The sequence below is a fragment of the Flavonifractor hominis genome (assembly GCF_040095835.1).
GTDB lineage: Bacteria > Bacillota > Clostridia > Oscillospirales > Oscillospiraceae > Flavonifractor > Flavonifractor hominis.
Window position 1 is genome coordinate 549,052 of sequence record NZ_JBBMFT010000001.1, and the last position, 15,197, is coordinate 564,248.

At 54.2% G+C, this 15,197-nt stretch carries 15 protein-coding genes and 1 pseudogene; 9 read left to right on the top strand and 7 right to left on the bottom strand.

Annotated elements, in window-relative coordinates; genetic code table 11:
* The first annotated feature begins 62 nt into the window (after positions 1–62).
* Entirely contained in the window at positions 63–356 is a 294-nt protein-coding gene (locus WMO45_RS02845) for a hypothetical protein (protein WP_349139135.1), read from the top strand.
* A 438-nt stretch (positions 357–794) separates the two neighbouring features.
* Here WMO45_RS02845 and WMO45_RS02850 read toward each other — a convergent pair whose 3' ends face one another.
* The gene (locus tag WMO45_RS02850) at positions 795–1,685 is read right to left on the bottom strand and encodes a LysR family transcriptional regulator (protein ID WP_349139136.1); all 891 of its coding nucleotides are present in this window, start codon (positions 1,683–1,685) and stop codon (positions 795–797) included.
* Positions 1,686–1,826: 141 nt separating this feature from the next.
* Between WMO45_RS02850 and WMO45_RS02855 the strand changes: the two genes are divergently transcribed.
* From WMO45_RS02855 to WMO45_RS02875, 5 genes are read left to right on the top strand one after another with little or no spacing between them, the layout of a single operon-like run.
* Positions 1,827–2,408 carry a sugar O-acetyltransferase gene (locus WMO45_RS02855; RefSeq protein WP_349139137.1) on the top strand — a complete coding sequence of 194 codons (582 nt, stop codon included), beginning with the start codon at positions 1,827–1,829 and terminating at the stop codon, positions 2,406–2,408.
* Positions 2,405–2,944, top strand: a complete 540-nt coding sequence (locus WMO45_RS02860; protein ID WP_349139138.1) for a flavodoxin family protein — start codon at positions 2,405–2,407, stop codon at positions 2,942–2,944. The genes WMO45_RS02855 and WMO45_RS02860 overlap by 4 nt, the downstream gene beginning before the upstream one ends.
* Before the next feature lie 14 nt (positions 2,945–2,958).
* Positions 2,959–3,933, top strand: coding sequence for an alpha/beta hydrolase (locus WMO45_RS02865; protein WP_349139139.1), 975 nt, complete (start codon positions 2,959–2,961; stop codon positions 3,931–3,933).
* A 24-nt stretch (positions 3,934–3,957) separates the two neighbouring features.
* Positions 3,958–4,452 (top strand): cyclophilin-like fold protein, encoded by a 495-nt coding sequence (locus WMO45_RS02870; protein ID WP_349139140.1) that lies wholly within the window; start codon positions 3,958–3,960, stop codon positions 4,450–4,452.
* Positions 4,453–4,466: 14 nt separating this feature from the next.
* Positions 4,467–5,219 (top strand): carboxymuconolactone decarboxylase family protein, encoded by a 753-nt coding sequence (locus WMO45_RS02875; protein WP_349139141.1) that lies wholly within the window; start codon positions 4,467–4,469, stop codon positions 5,217–5,219.
* Between the two features lie 113 nt (positions 5,220–5,332).
* Here WMO45_RS02875 and WMO45_RS02880 read toward each other — a convergent pair whose 3' ends face one another.
* From WMO45_RS02880 to WMO45_RS02895, 4 genes are all read right to left on the bottom strand, one after another.
* Positions 5,333–7,291, bottom strand: a complete 1,959-nt coding sequence (locus tag WMO45_RS02880; protein ID WP_349139142.1) for an oleate hydratase — start codon at positions 7,289–7,291, stop codon at positions 5,333–5,335.
* 146 nt (positions 7,292–7,437) lie between these two features.
* Positions 7,438–7,998 carry a TetR/AcrR family transcriptional regulator gene (locus WMO45_RS02885; protein ID WP_349139143.1) on the bottom strand — a complete coding sequence of 187 codons (561 nt, stop codon included), beginning with the start codon at positions 7,996–7,998 and terminating at the stop codon, positions 7,438–7,440.
* Positions 7,999–8,003: 5 nt separating this feature from the next.
* Positions 8,004–8,954 carry a WYL domain-containing protein gene (locus WMO45_RS02890; protein ID WP_349139144.1) on the bottom strand — a complete coding sequence of 317 codons (951 nt, stop codon included), beginning with the start codon at positions 8,952–8,954 and terminating at the stop codon, positions 8,004–8,006.
* Positions 8,926–10,173: a helix-turn-helix transcriptional regulator gene (locus tag WMO45_RS02895; RefSeq protein ID WP_349139145.1), complete on the bottom strand. Its 1,248-nt coding sequence runs from the start codon at positions 10,171–10,173 to the stop codon at positions 8,926–8,928. Before WMO45_RS02895 ends, WMO45_RS02890 begins: the two co-directional genes overlap by 29 nt.
* Positions 10,174–10,702: 529 nt before the next feature.
* Here WMO45_RS02895 and WMO45_RS02900 point away from each other — a divergent pair.
* The 3 genes and pseudogenes from WMO45_RS02900 to WMO45_RS13660 form a co-directional block, all read left to right on the top strand.
* Positions 10,703–11,800: a slipin family protein gene (locus WMO45_RS02900; protein WP_349139146.1), complete on the top strand. Its 1,098-nt coding sequence runs from the start codon at positions 10,703–10,705 to the stop codon at positions 11,798–11,800.
* 30 nt (positions 11,801–11,830) lie between these two features.
* Complete coding sequence (locus WMO45_RS02905; RefSeq protein ID WP_349139147.1) at positions 11,831–13,033, top strand: RtcB family protein; 1,203 nt, start codon at positions 11,831–11,833, stop codon at positions 13,031–13,033.
* A gap of 100 nt (positions 13,034–13,133) precedes the next feature.
* Positions 13,134–13,652, top strand: a pseudogene (locus WMO45_RS13660) (DNA polymerase beta superfamily protein); the annotation flags it as partial.
* 222 nt (positions 13,653–13,874) lie between these two features.
* Here the strand turns inward: WMO45_RS13660 and WMO45_RS02910 are convergent.
* Both WMO45_RS02910 and WMO45_RS02915 read right to left on the bottom strand, forming a co-directional pair.
* Entirely contained in the window at positions 13,875–14,360 is a 486-nt protein-coding gene (locus tag WMO45_RS02910) for a hypothetical protein (protein WP_349139148.1), read from the bottom strand.
* Between the two features lie 137 nt (positions 14,361–14,497).
* A complete protein-coding gene (locus tag WMO45_RS02915) occupies positions 14,498–15,109 on the bottom strand; it encodes a TetR/AcrR family transcriptional regulator (protein ID WP_349139149.1) in 612 nt (203 codons plus the stop codon).
* Positions 15,110–15,197: the final 88 nt, after the last annotated feature.

The following is a 15,197-nucleotide window of genomic DNA, read 5'->3' on the forward strand; positions in this document are numbered from 1 at the left end:
ACCGTGAGGACGAGCTGCGCGTCCTGTCCGGCTGGCGGATGTAGCCCGTCAGCATCTGCGGCATGTATACGCAGAAAACTGCTGAGCCGCTAGGAAAAACTGCTGCGTGGACGCCCCTCTCATCGAAGAGCTGCCGATGGCGGTGGAGTGTCGGCCTCATCCAATATGATCCTGAGCGCCGCCGTCTGGTAGGCAAAATTGTCAACGTCAGCGCTGACGAGTCGGTACTGGACGCCGATGGGAAGATTGACCCGGACAAACTCCAGCCCATCACTTTCGATCCCATCCATAACACCTACCGCAGGCTGAGTGAAACGGTCGGCAACGCCTTCCATGATGGGTTGAAACTGAAGTAACCATTTCTCACAGGCCGGGAAACCCACTTCTGACCTGATTCAAAATGTTGAAACCGTATAAAATAAAACCGGCTTAAAGATTGATTTAAAGGGGATGGTGCAGCCCGCACCATCCCCTTTTTTATTTCTCTTGAGGCATATCCTCCATTGACTGCCGATGAACGTCTTTCAATATAGATACCTAGGGTCCGTTCCATACGGCTTGAATGTTTTCGCTACGGAACAGGGCCGTTGCCTCAGGATCGGACAGGCGGTGGCTTCGACTGTACTACCGTGGAATTTAAGCCGGGAGATCTGACGGTGCTTTCCCTTCCATACTATGGCAGCCCGGTACTCTGCTCAGGTGGAAAGACAGAGGAACTTTACCTCTGAGACGGGGACAACCGGAGCCAAAAGCCACCCCGTGTGGCCTCTGGCTCCGGTTTTCTTTGTATGCTCCTAGCCTTCTCGTCCTGGAATCAGGCGTTCCTGTAAACACTCCAGAAACTGTTTTGCCGCTTTGGAAAAAATTTGCGCCTTCTTCCAGATCAAATACATTCCCAACTCCAGCCTTGGCTGCAGAGGCCGAAAACAGAGCGCGCTGCCGTTGGTGTTCACCAACTTATCCAGCGTAAAGGCATAGCCCATCCCCTCATCCACCATGAGCGAGGCATTATAAATCAGATTGTAGGTAGCCACGGTATGAAGCTCGGAAGGTTCCTTCTGAAGCCAGCGGTACAGGCCGCTTTTATTATCAACCTGACGGGAGAGAATCAACGGTTTGTCCCACAAGTCCTGCGGTGTTATGACATCCCGCTGTGCCAGCGGACTGTCCCGCCGCATCAGAACTCCCCAGGTGTCCTTCATGGGTAATTCCATATAATTATACTTCGTCTTATCCATGTCGCCAAGGAGAACGCCAAAATCCAACAAACCTTTGTCCAGGCGTTCACACACATCCGCCGCGTCTCCACTGACAATATGAAAGCGAATACCAGGACAGCGCTCCTGGAGTCGGTTCGCAACCCGGGCAATCTGGCGCATGCCATCCGTCTCACCGGTGCCAATGTATATATCTCCGCTGACGGTATCGTCGGACCGCATGACCTCTTTTTCCGTCCGGTCCACCAATTCAAGGATCTCCTCTGCCCGCTTGCGCAAGAGCATCCCCTCCTCGGTGAGGGTAATCTTCCGGTTGCCCCGGACCATCAGCTGCTTGCCCAGTTGTTCCTCCAGCTCCTTAAGCTGTCGAGAAAGGGTCGGTTGGGTGAGGTGCAAAGCCTGGGCCGCCGCTGAAATGTTCTGCTCCCGTGCCACCGCCAGAAAATATTGCAGCACTCTCAATTCCATCGCATTTACCTCCGGATACTCGGATGATAGCACAGAACAGCTATAGCTTTCAAGCATGGATCATTATTCTCTATAAGTATTTGTTATCTGTTTTATCCAGTGATACAATGAAATCAAATCTTCCTATATCAGGAGTGCAAAATGACTTTAGAAGCATTTTTAACGTGTCTGAACAGCGGAAATCCCGTACAAAACGGCAGTGAAGCCCATTTGTTCATGCACCGCGTCAGTCAGGAAGCTCTGCGGCTCACCGCAGAGATTAACGGCAGCTACCACGAACCGGAGGAATTGCGCGCCCTCTTCTCTCAACTGATTGGCCAGCCGGTAGACGAAAGTTTCGGGCTGTTTCCTCCCTTTTACACCGACTGCGGAAAAAACATCCATATTGGAAAACATGTTTTTATCAACATGGGCTGTAAGTTTCAGGATCAGGGCGGTATTTTCATTGAAGACGGGGTCCTCATCGGTCACAATGTGGTACTGGCCACCCTTAACCATGCCATGTCGCCCAAAGACCGTGGCAGTATGATCCCCTCGCCAATCCATATTGGTAAAAATGTCTGGATCGGTTCTAACTCCACTATTCTTCCGGGCATAACCATCGGAGATGGAGCTATCGTAGCAGCTGGAGCGGTCGTAACCAAAGACGTCCCGGAAAATACCGTTGTAGGCGGTGTACCTGCAAGCATCATTCGCCACTTAAGCAAGGAGGAACTGTCATGAGCAAAAAGGTTTTGGTGCTCTCCACCAGCCCACGGAAGGGCGGCAATTCGGATACTCTGGCGGACGAATTTATCCGCGGTGCCCAGAATGCCGGGCATCACGTGGAGAAGGTCACGCTATATGACAAAACCATTGCATTCTGCAAGGGGTGCCTCACCTGTCAACGTACCCAGCGCTGCGTCATTCGTGACGATGCCGATGTCATCACCCAACGTATGCTGACGGCCGATGTCATTGTGTTTGCTACCCCCATTTATTACTACGGGATGTGCGGCCAGATGAAAACCATGCTGGACCGGGCCAACCCGCTCTTCCCCTCCGATTATCAGTTTCGGGATGTCTATCTGCTGGCGGCAGCCGCTGAAGAAAATGAACATACCGTGGATGGAACGGTCACCGGCCTGCAGGGCTGGATCGACTGCTTTGAAAAGGCCCGCCTTGCCGGGACGGTCTTTGCCGGCGGCGTAACCTCCGTGGGCGAAATTCAGGGGCATCCCGCGCTGCAGCAGGCCTATGAGATGGGGCAGAAGGTGTAAGGGGGACCGCAGACATGAATTCCAGATACAACGGATATTCCTTCCCCGTGCGGGACACGGTCCTGCGGGAGAAAGTACACTTCCACAACCGCTACGGCATTGAGCTTGTGGGCGATCTGTATATGCCCAAGGGGGCTGTGAGTAAGCTGGCCGCCATAGCGGTGGCTGGACCATTCGGCGCGGTGAAGGAACAGTGCGCCGGGCTGTACGCCGAGGAGTTAGCCAGTCGGGGCTTTGCCGCTCTGGCTTTTGATCCCTCCTTCATCGGAGAGAGCGGAGGGCAGGTGCGAAATGTGGCCTCCCCCGACATCAACACGGAGGACTTTTCCGCCGCAGTGGATGTTCTCTCCACCCTAGATTTCGTGGATCCGGAAAAAGTGGGTATTCTGGGCATCTGCGGATGGGGCGGCATGGCTTTGAATGCCGCCGCTATGGATACCCGTATCAAAGCTACCGTCACTTCCACCATGTACGATATGTCCCGGGTTACCGCCCGCGGTTACTTTGATGCCGCCGATAGCGCCGACGCCCGTCATGAGTCCAAAAAGGCCCTCAACACCCAGCGGACCCGGGACTACAAAAATGGGAGCTATACCCGGGCAGGCGGTGTAGTGGACCCGTTGCCCGAGGATGCGCCCTTCTTTGTCAAGGATTACTATGACTATTACAAGACGGAGCGGGGCTATACAGAGCGTTCCCTCAATTCCAACGATGGATGGAACATCACCTCCTCCCTTTCCTTCCTCAACATGCCCATTCTGCGCTACAGCAATGAGATCCGCAGCGCCGTGCTGATGATCCATGGGGAAAAGGCCCACTCCTGTTATTTCAGCAGAGACGCCTTTGCCGACATGGTAAAGGACAACACCTACGCCTGCAACAAAGAACTACTTATCATCCCCGGCGCCGTCCATACCGACCTCTATGACCGGAAGGATATCATCCCCTTCGACAAGATCCAGGAATTTTTCCAGGCGTATCTGAAGTAAAAATTTTGCAGAAGGAGGCCTCGCATGGTACGACTATTTTACATGCTCCTCGCCGTCCTCGGTCTTTCCGCCTGCGGAAGCGGTGAGAGTTTGGTCGATCCCTCCGCTTCCCTGCCCCCCACCGTTGTGGCAGAGCAAACCGCCGACCCCCAACCATCCGCAGAGGAGGAGTCCGCATTGAAAATTACCGTAGGAGACCACGAACTGCTGGCTACCTTTGAAGATAACCGCTCTGCCGAAGAATTTCAGGAACTGCTCTCTCAAGGTCCGCTGACCATTGAAATGGAGGACTACGGCGGCTTTGAAAAAGTGGGACCGCTTGGTACAACACTGGCACGAAGCGACCAGCAGATCACAACCCAACCCGGTGATGTGATCCTCTATCAAGGCAATCAGATCACGATCTATTACGGCACCAATACCTGGAGCTTTACCCGGCTGGCCAGAATCGACGACCCCTCTGACCTGGAGGCGATTCTGGGCGAGGGACCCGTTCAGGTAACCTTTTCTCTTGCATAGGAGGTATATCCAGTATGGCAGTGCAGCAGACAGCTGGCAGAGATGCTCTGGGCGAATTTGCGCCCAAATTTGCAGAATTGAATGACGATGTATTGTTTGGCCAAGTCTGGAACCGGGAGGATAAACTCTCCCTGCGGGACCGTTCCCTCGTCACTGTAGTAGCCTTAATGTCCCAGGGGTTAGTGGACAGCTCGTTCCAGTACCATCTGACCACCGCCAAACAAAACGGCATCACCCGGCAGGAAATCGCAGAAATCCTGACTCATGCGGCTTTTTACGCCGGCTGGCCCAAGGCCTGGGCGGCCTTCCGTATGGCGAAAGAGGTCTGGGCCGTGGATGCTGGCGCGGATGGCAAGACGCAGCACCAGAACGAGATGGTCTTCCCCATCGGTGCCCCTAACGACAGCTTTGCCCAGTATTTTGTGGGTCAGAGCTATTTGCAGCCCCTCTCCACCTCTCAGGTTGGGGTATATAACGTCACTTTTGAGCCGGGTTGCCGCAACAACTGGCACGTCCACCACGCCGACCAGGGCGGCGGGCAAATTCTCATCTGTGTGGCCGGCCGGGGCTACTATCAGGAGTGGGGAAAAAAGGCCCGGGAACTGCATCCGGGGGATGTGGTCAACATCCCCACCGGTGTAAAACACTGGCACGGCGCAGCTCCAAACAGTTGGTTCTCTCATTTGGCTCTGGAAGTGCCCGGCAAGAACTGTTCCAACCAGTGGCTGGAGGCTGTTACCGATGAGGAGTACGGCGCGCTTTCTTGAGCAAGAATGCCGTATATACTCTGCAAAAGAGTCAAACCACAGGATTACCACTAAAAATGCCGGACAGGTTCCCTGTCCGGCATTTTATTTAAACTGCATCTGTCAGCAGCGGTTTACTGCATCCCATCCCGAAGAACAGCATGGTCCCACAGCAGTTTTTCCAGCACCGTCCCTTTGATCCATTTCAGCGCCGGCTTTTTCAGCAGGTTCAAGGGCCCGGGCAATTCCATCTCCAGAGGCGATCTGCCGTCCATCAGGCACACGGAGCTGTCCAACAACGCTCGGATGTCATATACGCTGCCCCACACTTCGGGCACCCCCCGGTCCACATCCAGCAGGCCATACACCGCCTCCATAGCCGTGCGCACCGAATACTCCGTAGTAAACACCGTATCTCGCGGGGTTTCAGCAAACTGGCCTAGAAACGCAAAGTTGACACAGCCGTCTGGGATGACGTCCGGGCGGTCTCCTTTGGCCCGTGGCATGAAAAAGGCGGTAATATAAGGCATCATAGTAGGTACGCACACGGCGCTCTCTTCCGCCAGCTGCGGGATCTGCTCCACCGGAACGCCAATGTGATAGAGCCACTCCTGGGTGATCTCTCTACCGGTGCATTCCCTCATGGGCTTTTTCACATAGTCGCCCGGCACGTCAGTGAACAGGCCGTACACCCACACGCACACCTTTTCCGGATCCTGTTCCTTGAACTGGCCCTGACGGTTGATGGTCCAGCTCATCAGCCACTTGGAATCCTGGCAGCTGACGATGCCTCCTGTAACCACCCTGCCCATTCTTGGATCCCGCTTGCAGATATTCGTAAGATAGGGCAGGATTTTGTCGTCCAGGGTGGTGATGGTGGCGGACTCCCAATTGGTCTTCTTCACATCGGAGCAGAATTTCTCCGGCCGGCCAAATGCCGGATCCTGCCGGGCAATGTTCTTCCACAAACTCCAGCAGCCACTGGTGCGTACCTCCGCGTCACCATTGGGGGCATGGTCCTGATCCCCGTAAATAGTCCCTTCGGTGCAGGAGCCATTGGTAACAAACACCAGATCGTTTTCACTCAGAACAATCCCCTGTTCCACACCTCTGACCTTGCACTCAATGGCGGTCGCCACCTTTTTGCCGTCCTTGATGTCAAAGAGAACGTTGGTCACCTCGGTGCCAAACCGGAAGTCCACCCCGGCTTCTTCCAGATATCTCTGCATGGGAAGAATCAGTGATTCATACTGGTTATAACGGGTAAACTTCAGTGCACTGAAGTCGGGCAGGCCGGCAATATGGTGGATAAACCGCTGAAAATAGAGCTTCATCTCCAACGCACTGTGCCAGTTTTCAAAGGCAAACATGGTCCGCCAGTAAAGCCAGAAGGTGGAGGAAAGCACCTCATCGTCAAACACATCCTCAATGGTCTTGTCGTACAACTGCTCATCCGGAGTCAGGAAAAGTTTGACGATCTCCATGCAGCCCTTCTGACTTAGGTTGAATTTTCCATCGGTGTGGGCATCCTGCCCCCGGTTCACCGTAGCGCGGCACAGTGAGTAGTTGGGATCGTGTTTATTGAGCCAATAGAACTCATCCAGGACGGAGGCTCCGGGGGTCTCCAAAGAAGGGATGGAACGGAACAGATCCCACAGACATTCGAAATGGTCCTCCATCTCCCGTCCGCCCCGCATGATATAACCCCGGGTAGGGTCATAGATCCCGTCACATGCACCGCCGGCCACATCCATAGCTTCTAAAATATGGATGTTATGACCTGGCATTTGACCATCCCGCACCAAAAAGCAAGCCGCAGCCAGAGCAGCCAGGCCGCTGCCTACAATATAGGCGCTCTTATCGTCCACCCCCTCCGGCTTCTCCGGGCGCGCAAAGGCCTCATAGTTTCCGCTGGAGTAGTAAATGCCCTTGCGGTTTTTCCCGTGACGTCCCAACTCCGTATTGCGATAACTGCCGCACTCCCCTGCCGGCGTCTTTTTGTTCTGGACCGCTTTCCTCGCCAATGCCACAGCCGCCCCTGCGCCTGCCAGACCTGCGGCTGCAGCAGCCCATTTTTCCATATGTTTTGCCATTCTGATTGCCTTCCTTTCCCGATTCCGCTCTTTTGCGGCCCGGTTTTTGATCGTGGCTTTATCCTACTCTCTCTCTTCTCATACCGCCATTTACAAATAAGGCCGGGTGATCAAAGTTTGATCACCCGGCCTTATTTGTAAGACATTTACCTAATCGCTATAAAATTTTGTATGGAGTTGGAGATATTGCCCCGCATGGTGGCACTGACTTTTTCAACGATAGCAGATGGGTCGGCCTGCATTCCCTGCCGGATCCAGTCCAGCATAATCCCTACAAAGCTGTATTTGTAAAACTCTGCAATAAAGACCTTATCTGCTTCGGAAATCTCCACGCCTTGACTCTTTTCGTCCACTACGCCCCGGATAAGCCCATAGGTCAGCTGAAAGAGGAAATGTTCCATCTGTTCCCTTGGTATACAGCGGTAGGCATTCAGAATGAAGGGCTTGTTTTCCAGTACCGCGTCAAAGATCTGCTGAAGGCCCTCCTGCCAGGTATCACAGGTCTTTTTCCCCTGCAGAGCGCGGGAGGCATCCTCCACACAGACCCATTCTACCAAATCGTAGATATCTTTGAAGTGGTAATAGAACGTCATGCGGCTGATGCCGCACTCTTCTGTAATATCCCGAATGGTGATTTTGTCCAGCGGTTTTTTCAGCATCATTCGCTTCAGAGATGCCTCCAGTGCCTGTTTGGTGGTGTTGGACATGCTTGTCACTCCTTCTGTGGGGTTGTCTGCTTCGGAGAGAATGCCTCTCTCTGCGCGCTGATACGCCGCTTCAAATGTGCCAGAAAGTCGGCAGGCGCCCGCACCTCCAGCATAGGGCCAAATGAGAGGACCCGGATCAGCAGCTCGGTCTCGTCACTTTTGTCATACCACAGCTTGATCTCGTAGCACTGCTCATCCAGTTTTCGCGTTGTCTTTTCAAAATGAGAAAAATGCAGCAGGACCCGCTCCAGTGCATTGCGCTCATCATGCAGGAGCATCGTCAGCTCTACTTCTTTGTCCCGGGGCAGGGAAAACGCCGCAGGATCATAGGGCTCCAGCAGCTCACAGGTGCGGATACGGGCTACGTTCAACATATGCAGACGGCCTTCAGACACAGCCAGAAGGCGAAATTTGTCGTCTTTTGCGGAATACTCCAGCTGATATGGTCTGCATACCACACGGCGGGCCGCACCGCTTCGGCTCCGGAACCCGATTTGCAGGCAGCGCCCCTCCCGCACTGCCCGCAGGAGCGTGCGAAAACAACGGATATAGGTTTCGTCGCTATAGGGATCGCCATCATTATAGCGGTCATAGTAGACGAATACATCGGGACTGTACAGCGGTTCCACATCCTCCAATCCGGTTGTATCCGGGGCAAACAGGGCGATCCGCGGATCGGACAGCAGCGCTTTCAGCCAGCGCTTTTCCAACATAGTAACAGGCATGGTTGGTTTATGGTGCAGAACGGTATGCATCATATCGTCCAGCAGAGGCCACTGCTTCTGCCTGAGCGCCGCCGGGATGGCCAGCGTACTTTCTGAAAACGCCTTCTCCCGCACCCGCTCGGTCAGACTGGCCCCGGTCAGGCGTCCCTCTACCGCTTCGGCCAGGATCGCGGACAGAACCTGGAAATAGCTTCCGTAGATCTCACTGAACACCATTCCCGTTGCCTCCATACATCGCGCTCATCTGTGCAAGGTCCTGGTAAAAGGTCTCCACTACATGGGGATTGCTGCAGTTGAGTGCTACAATACGGCCAATGAAGGTGCGTATCCATGGCAGCATCTCCACAGCGTCATAGACATCTGCGGAAAAGCGGGCGGTGTGTTCATCGATGCGCACGACGCTGCCGTGGCGTTTTTCCCGCTCCAACCGCTGAACGATGAACTCCTCCCCCTGGTCAAAGCGTATCGTCATCTCCACATGATCCAAATGATATCCCGAGCCGGTTGATACCCCCCATAGGTGCCGGTCAAACCGTTCCTGATTGCCCAGATACCGGTCATACTCCTCTTCTACGCTTCCAGTCTGGACCGTTTGGATCGCATCCAGGCGGAAAAATGCCATCTGTCTGGCACGATAATGATAGCCCAACAAATACTGACGCCCGGATTGTGTTCCCACATATAACTTCAAGGGACAGACCGTGCGCACATAATCTCTTCCATTGCGCAGACTCTTTATCGTCAGTGTAACGCTTCTTCGTTCTGATATAGCCTGCAGCAGCTGGCACAACAGCTCGCTGTCCAGGGCGTGAAGGATGTAATGGTGTTTGAATCGGAACAGATCTTCTCCCCCGTCCAGCCGATCCAGCAAAAAGGAGCCAATCACTCCCGCAGGATCTTCCTCAGAGAAAAAGGCCAACGCATCCGACCAGGAAGACAGCGCAAGCCGCTCGTCATCCGTCCGACGGTAACATACTTCCCGTCCCCGTTTCTCGGAACAGAGCAATCCCAGCGCTACATATTCCTTCAGCTTCTTTCGTACGGTGGACTCGTCCAGAGAAAAGGAACCATCAAACCGGGAGAGATAGTCCTCTCCAATCCGGTCCACGATCTCGCGGGCGGAACGTGCGCACCCATCGGCCAGAAGATCCAGAAGATAAAAATGCAAGGTAACATCCTTATCCGTAAAACTCTTTGCCTTCAAGGCTCGATAAAGCGGATTGTGCGGGATCCGCCGGCTGTCTACCGACAAAAACACGCTTTTTCCGGCAGCATCCTGGCGAAACTCCATGTACTCACCCAGCCAACTTTCGATGCGGCGGCGTTCGTTGTCATAGCTGCGCGCACTCTTGGCATCATACTCTCCACGGCTTTTAAAGCCATAGACGTAAAACTGCCTCATGTAGTCGCGGATCCGTCCAAAATCCTTGATCAGCTCACTGTACGCCATATACCGCACCTCCCCTGGCCGCTTTTTGTCTTCATCTTACCACAGGCTGCACAGGATGAAAAGAATCTCTCCTCTCTTCGGTTCGTGTTCGCAACTTTTTTTCCATGAACAAGAGCCATCTCCCTGGTAAGATATGCCTTGCAAGGGCCGGTGTTTGCAGTCACCACGGTGCACCAGGAGATGCCGACGTGCATGCCGTCAGGCCCTGTATGCAGCATCGTCAGAGAGACATGGGGACGTAACGTCCCTGCATCGCGGGTTCGAATCCCGCCCGCATCCACAGATGCGGCCAGTGGTTTGGTACTGCCCGTAGCGGCACGCAAAAATGCTCACCCTTCCCCATGCTCCTTCTCTCGGAAGGAGCACACCGCAGACCGTGCGCCCTGTCCGGGGGGCGGATACCGCGTCAGTCACGCAGCCGGGCCAGAAGCAGCGCTTTCCGCCCGCCGCGTGCTTCGCTCAAGTCATCGGCCGCGCACGGTCCGCCGGGGAACTACAACCACACAGTAAGCCTTTGGAGGATATCAATATGAAAAAAATTGTAATTAACGACAATCAGCGTGGCCTGCTGTTCCAGAGCGGCCGCTTTGTCAAACCGTTGGGCTCCGGCAAATATCGTGTGTTCGGCAGCCGTGAGATCGAGGTATTGCCCCTGGATGCCATGCTGACCTCAGAAAAATGTCCGCTGGATATTCTGCTCTCCAACCCCGCCGTCGCGGAACAGACCACCGTCGTGGAGGTAGGGGATCAACAGCTTGGATTACACTTTACCAATGGTCGGTTCGCCGGGGTGCTCCCCAGCGGCAAATTTGCCTTCTGGCACACCCAAACGGAGCATACCGTTCAGCTGATTGATCTCTCCTCCCCTGCCGTCGCTAAAGATGTGCCGGACTATGTGTTGGAGATGCTTCCCGCATCCTGCTGTGAACGCATAACGGTGGAGGCGTACCAAAAAGGCCGGCTCTACTTTGACCGGAAGTTGGAGCGGATCCTTGACCCCGGTACCTATTATTTCTGGAAGACTCATGTTCCGGTGAGCGTCGAGTTGATCGATACCCGCCTGACCCAGCTGAACATCACCGGGCAAGAAATCCTGACCAGCGATAAGGTAAATCTGCGCCTGAATTTTGTGTGTACCTACCGCATCACAGACTGCGTAAAAGTGGCAACTGAGATCGACGATTATCTTGAGCAGCTGCATGTGGCCGCCCAGTTGGCTATGCGGGAGTTTGTCGGCAAGCAGCGGCTGGATGAACTGTTGGAAAATAAAGAGCAGCTGAGCCGCCAGGTGCTCTCCAGGCTACAGGAAAAAGCCGCCAGCCTCTATGTGGAGATCACTGACGGAGGTGTGAAGGATATCATCCTGCCCGGCGAGGTCCGGGATATCATGAACACTGTACTTATCGCGGAAAAGCGGGCACAGGCCAACGTGATCACCCGCCGAGAAGAGGTCGCCTCCACCCGGAGCCTGCTGAACACAGCCAGACTGATGGAGGAAAACCAGACGTTGATGCGTCTGAAAGAGATGGAATACATGGAGCGCATCTGTGAAAACGTGGGCAGTATCCACCTGAACGGCGGCGGCGATCTGCTGGCTCAGCTGGGGGCACTGCTGCAAAGCGGTTAACCATCGCACATACAGAGGGAAGGAGAAACCATGATACGGATCGAAGGCGCCTATAACACAGCCCTCTGCTTTTGCCGGACAATGGATGACGTGGCACGCCAGCAGATCAAGATGGTCTGTGATCAGGCCGCGTTTGCCGGCTGTAAACTGCGCATTATGCCCGATGTACACGCCGGAAAGGGCTGCACCATTGGTACCAGCATGACCATTCAGGATAAAATCGCACCCGCTATGGTGGGTGTGGACATCGGCTGCGGGATGGAAACCGTCATACTGAAAGAGAACACGCTCGACCTGGTGCGGCTGGATCAGGTGATCCGGGAATGCATCCCCTTTGGCCGTCAAATACGGGCAAATCCCCACCCCTACAGCGCACAGCTCGCCCTGGAAGCGCTTCGCTGCACTCATAAGGTAAATCTGGAACGTGCCCGCCGCAGCATTGGCACCTTGGGCGGCGGCAACCACTTCATCGAAGTGGATCGAGCCGAAGACGGCCGTTTATACCTGGTGGTTCATTCCGGCAGCCGGCATCTGGGCACTCAGGTGGCCAACTACTATCAGGAAGAAGGCCGCCGGGCCCTGTGGGGCAGTGCTGCCCACCAGATCCAGGCAGTTATCACATCTCTGAAAGCACAGGGCCGTGCGCAGGAGATCCAGCGCACCATTCTGGCACTGAGAACAGAGCATCCGTCGGACCTTCCTGCGGAACTGACTTACGTGGAGGATCAGCTGTTTGAAGACTACATCCATGATATGAAGCTGGTCCAACGCTTCGCCCAGCTGAACCGCAGAGCCATTACAGATACCATTCTTACATGGATGGGGCTGACGTCTGCCGACTGCTTTTCTACCGTGCATAACTACATTGATACCGACGCCATGGTTCTGCGCAAAGGGTGTGTCTCCGCCAGAGCAGGCGAGCGGCTGCTGATTCCCATCAACATGCGGGACGGCAGCCTGCTCTGTATTGGTAAGGGCAACGAAGAATGGAATTGTTCCGCGCCCCACGGCGCAGGCCGGCTCATGAGTCGTAAAACCGCACGCGAGCGGCTGAATATGGAACAATTCCGCCTGGAAATGGCCGGGGTCTATACCACCTGCGTGCTGCCCGACACGCTGGACGAAGCACCCATGGCCTACAAAAGTACGGACGAGATTCTTTGCCAGATCGACCCCACAGCGCAAGTCGTAGAACAGCTCCGCCCCATATACAACTTCAAGGCGGCAGAGTAACGTCACACAGAAAGGAGACTTCTGGCATGGAGCAGGCAATCCTGGAAACACTCCGTCAAATCGAAGACCGGGAGGCCTGCCGCATCCTGCTGGCCGCGGTATGCTGGATATCAACGGCTGGGATATTCGCAAGGCCCTGCGTCTGCTACACGGCTCCAACCCTACTCTTTTCGAGTGGAGTTTTTCTCCCATCGTCTACCGAGACAGTCCGTTTGCTCAGCAGCTGCGCCAATTGCTGGCCAGATACTTCTCCTCCAGAAGCGGACTATGGCACTACCTGCATATGGCGGAAGGCAATTACCAGGAATATCTGCGCGGCGATAGGGTGAGATCCAAGAAATATTTCTATGTACTGCGGCCCATCCTGGCCTGCCGGTGGATCCTGGAATATGGGACACCGCCTCCCATGCGCTTTTCCGTATTGGCGGCACATCAGCTGGATGAGCGCATGAAAGACACCGTCTATCAACTCCTGACACAGAAGCAATGTGCGCCTGAACGCAACTATATCCCCCGCATCGACCATCTCAATGCCTATCTGGAAACAAGTATTGCGCAGGTAAAACAAGCGCTGACCTGCCTGCCCCCTTCACAGTCGGGCAGCTGGGAGGAACTGGACCAGCTATTTCTGTCCGTTTGGACGGCACTATTTGACCCAATCCATCATATTTTTTCCGATAGCCGAGCAAACGGCATTGACGGTAGGACGCAGGATAAGAAGTACCAAAAAGGTCATGCCCACGCAAAAGTGGGCATGACCTTTCATCTTGCTCATGCATGTTCCGATTTTAGAAATCAGGCCGGTACCGTTCCAAGGTCCCCTTTCCTTGTACCATACAAATCACTTGGTGGCAAACCGATTCTGGAAAAAGTCTGTAAAATCCGCCAGTTCTTTTTCCTGGGAGACATAGACATACAGGGACTCATCCTCCAGCCAGTCATAGGCATTGATGGCAATGTAGCCTCTTTTGTCCGGATAAATGACAAATGCGTCCGTCGGGTATTTGTTTCGATAGGCCTTCAGGATCTCCCCGCGGCGGTAATAGGTAGGTTCGCCACAGCCGGACAGGTCCGGCACAGTTGGAACCACCACAATGGTCAAATCCGTCTCATTCCATCCCACGATCAAATTGCCGATCTTTGTCCGGCTGCCATGAACAAAGCCGTAATTAAACCGGGACACATCCTCGGTATATCCGAAGATCAGCCGATAGTTCGCCCCGTTCTCCACGACCTGATCGAACAGCAGGCGCATTTTCCCGGCATTGGCATCGCTCTTGGCTTGGTCAATTTCCGGCCCTTTGAACAGCTTTTTAAAAAATCCCATAGATACATCCTCCCTAGATCGTCTATTGCAGGCCGCATGTTCCGGCTAACTGCCAAAATAAAAATAAATTCTTATTTTTGTCTTTATTTATAGCAAACAGAAATCCGCCTGTTACGACGGATCTTCTGTTTATTTTCTTATTTCTCCCGCAGAGGTTCCAGATAATTTAAAATAGCGTCGATCTGGATCCGAACGGTCTCATCCGCCGCCTCAGGTACAAACAGCGGCAAGGTATCCGGGATCGCCCGCCGGATGATCATCACGCTCAGGCTCAGATTGGTAAACAGTGCAACCCTCTCCCGGTTCGCCCGCACTCCAAAGCACTCCAGCAGCTGCCCAAACAGGTTGGCCTGTTTCTCCTGGAAAACCCGATAACTCTCCCGCGACAGCCGCCGAAACAAAAGCTGCTGCTCTTCAACGGTCAGCACAGCAATCCCGTTGCGCTCCCCGTCACAGCACGTGTGGAGGAACTGTCCCACTGCCTGCCTCCAGCTCAGCGCAGGATCCGACATCAGACCGCGTGCATAGGCCAGAATTTTGGGCTGCTGGAGATAGAGCGCCTCTACAATCAGGTCTTCCTTACTGGGAAAAAAGGAATAGAAAAATGTGCGGGAAATGCCTACCGCCCGGTAGATCTGTTCCACGGTGGTATGCTGAATCCCCTGCTTGGCCATCAGCGCAAGCCCTGTGGCAACCAGCGTCTTCCGGATCTGTTCTCGTTCCTGTTCCGAATAAGCGACCTTGGGCATGGTTTTCTCTCCAAAATAAAAACATTTTCATCAATTTGTTTTTATTTTACCACGCACACCAGACAGATGCAAGCAAAACCTGCGCATT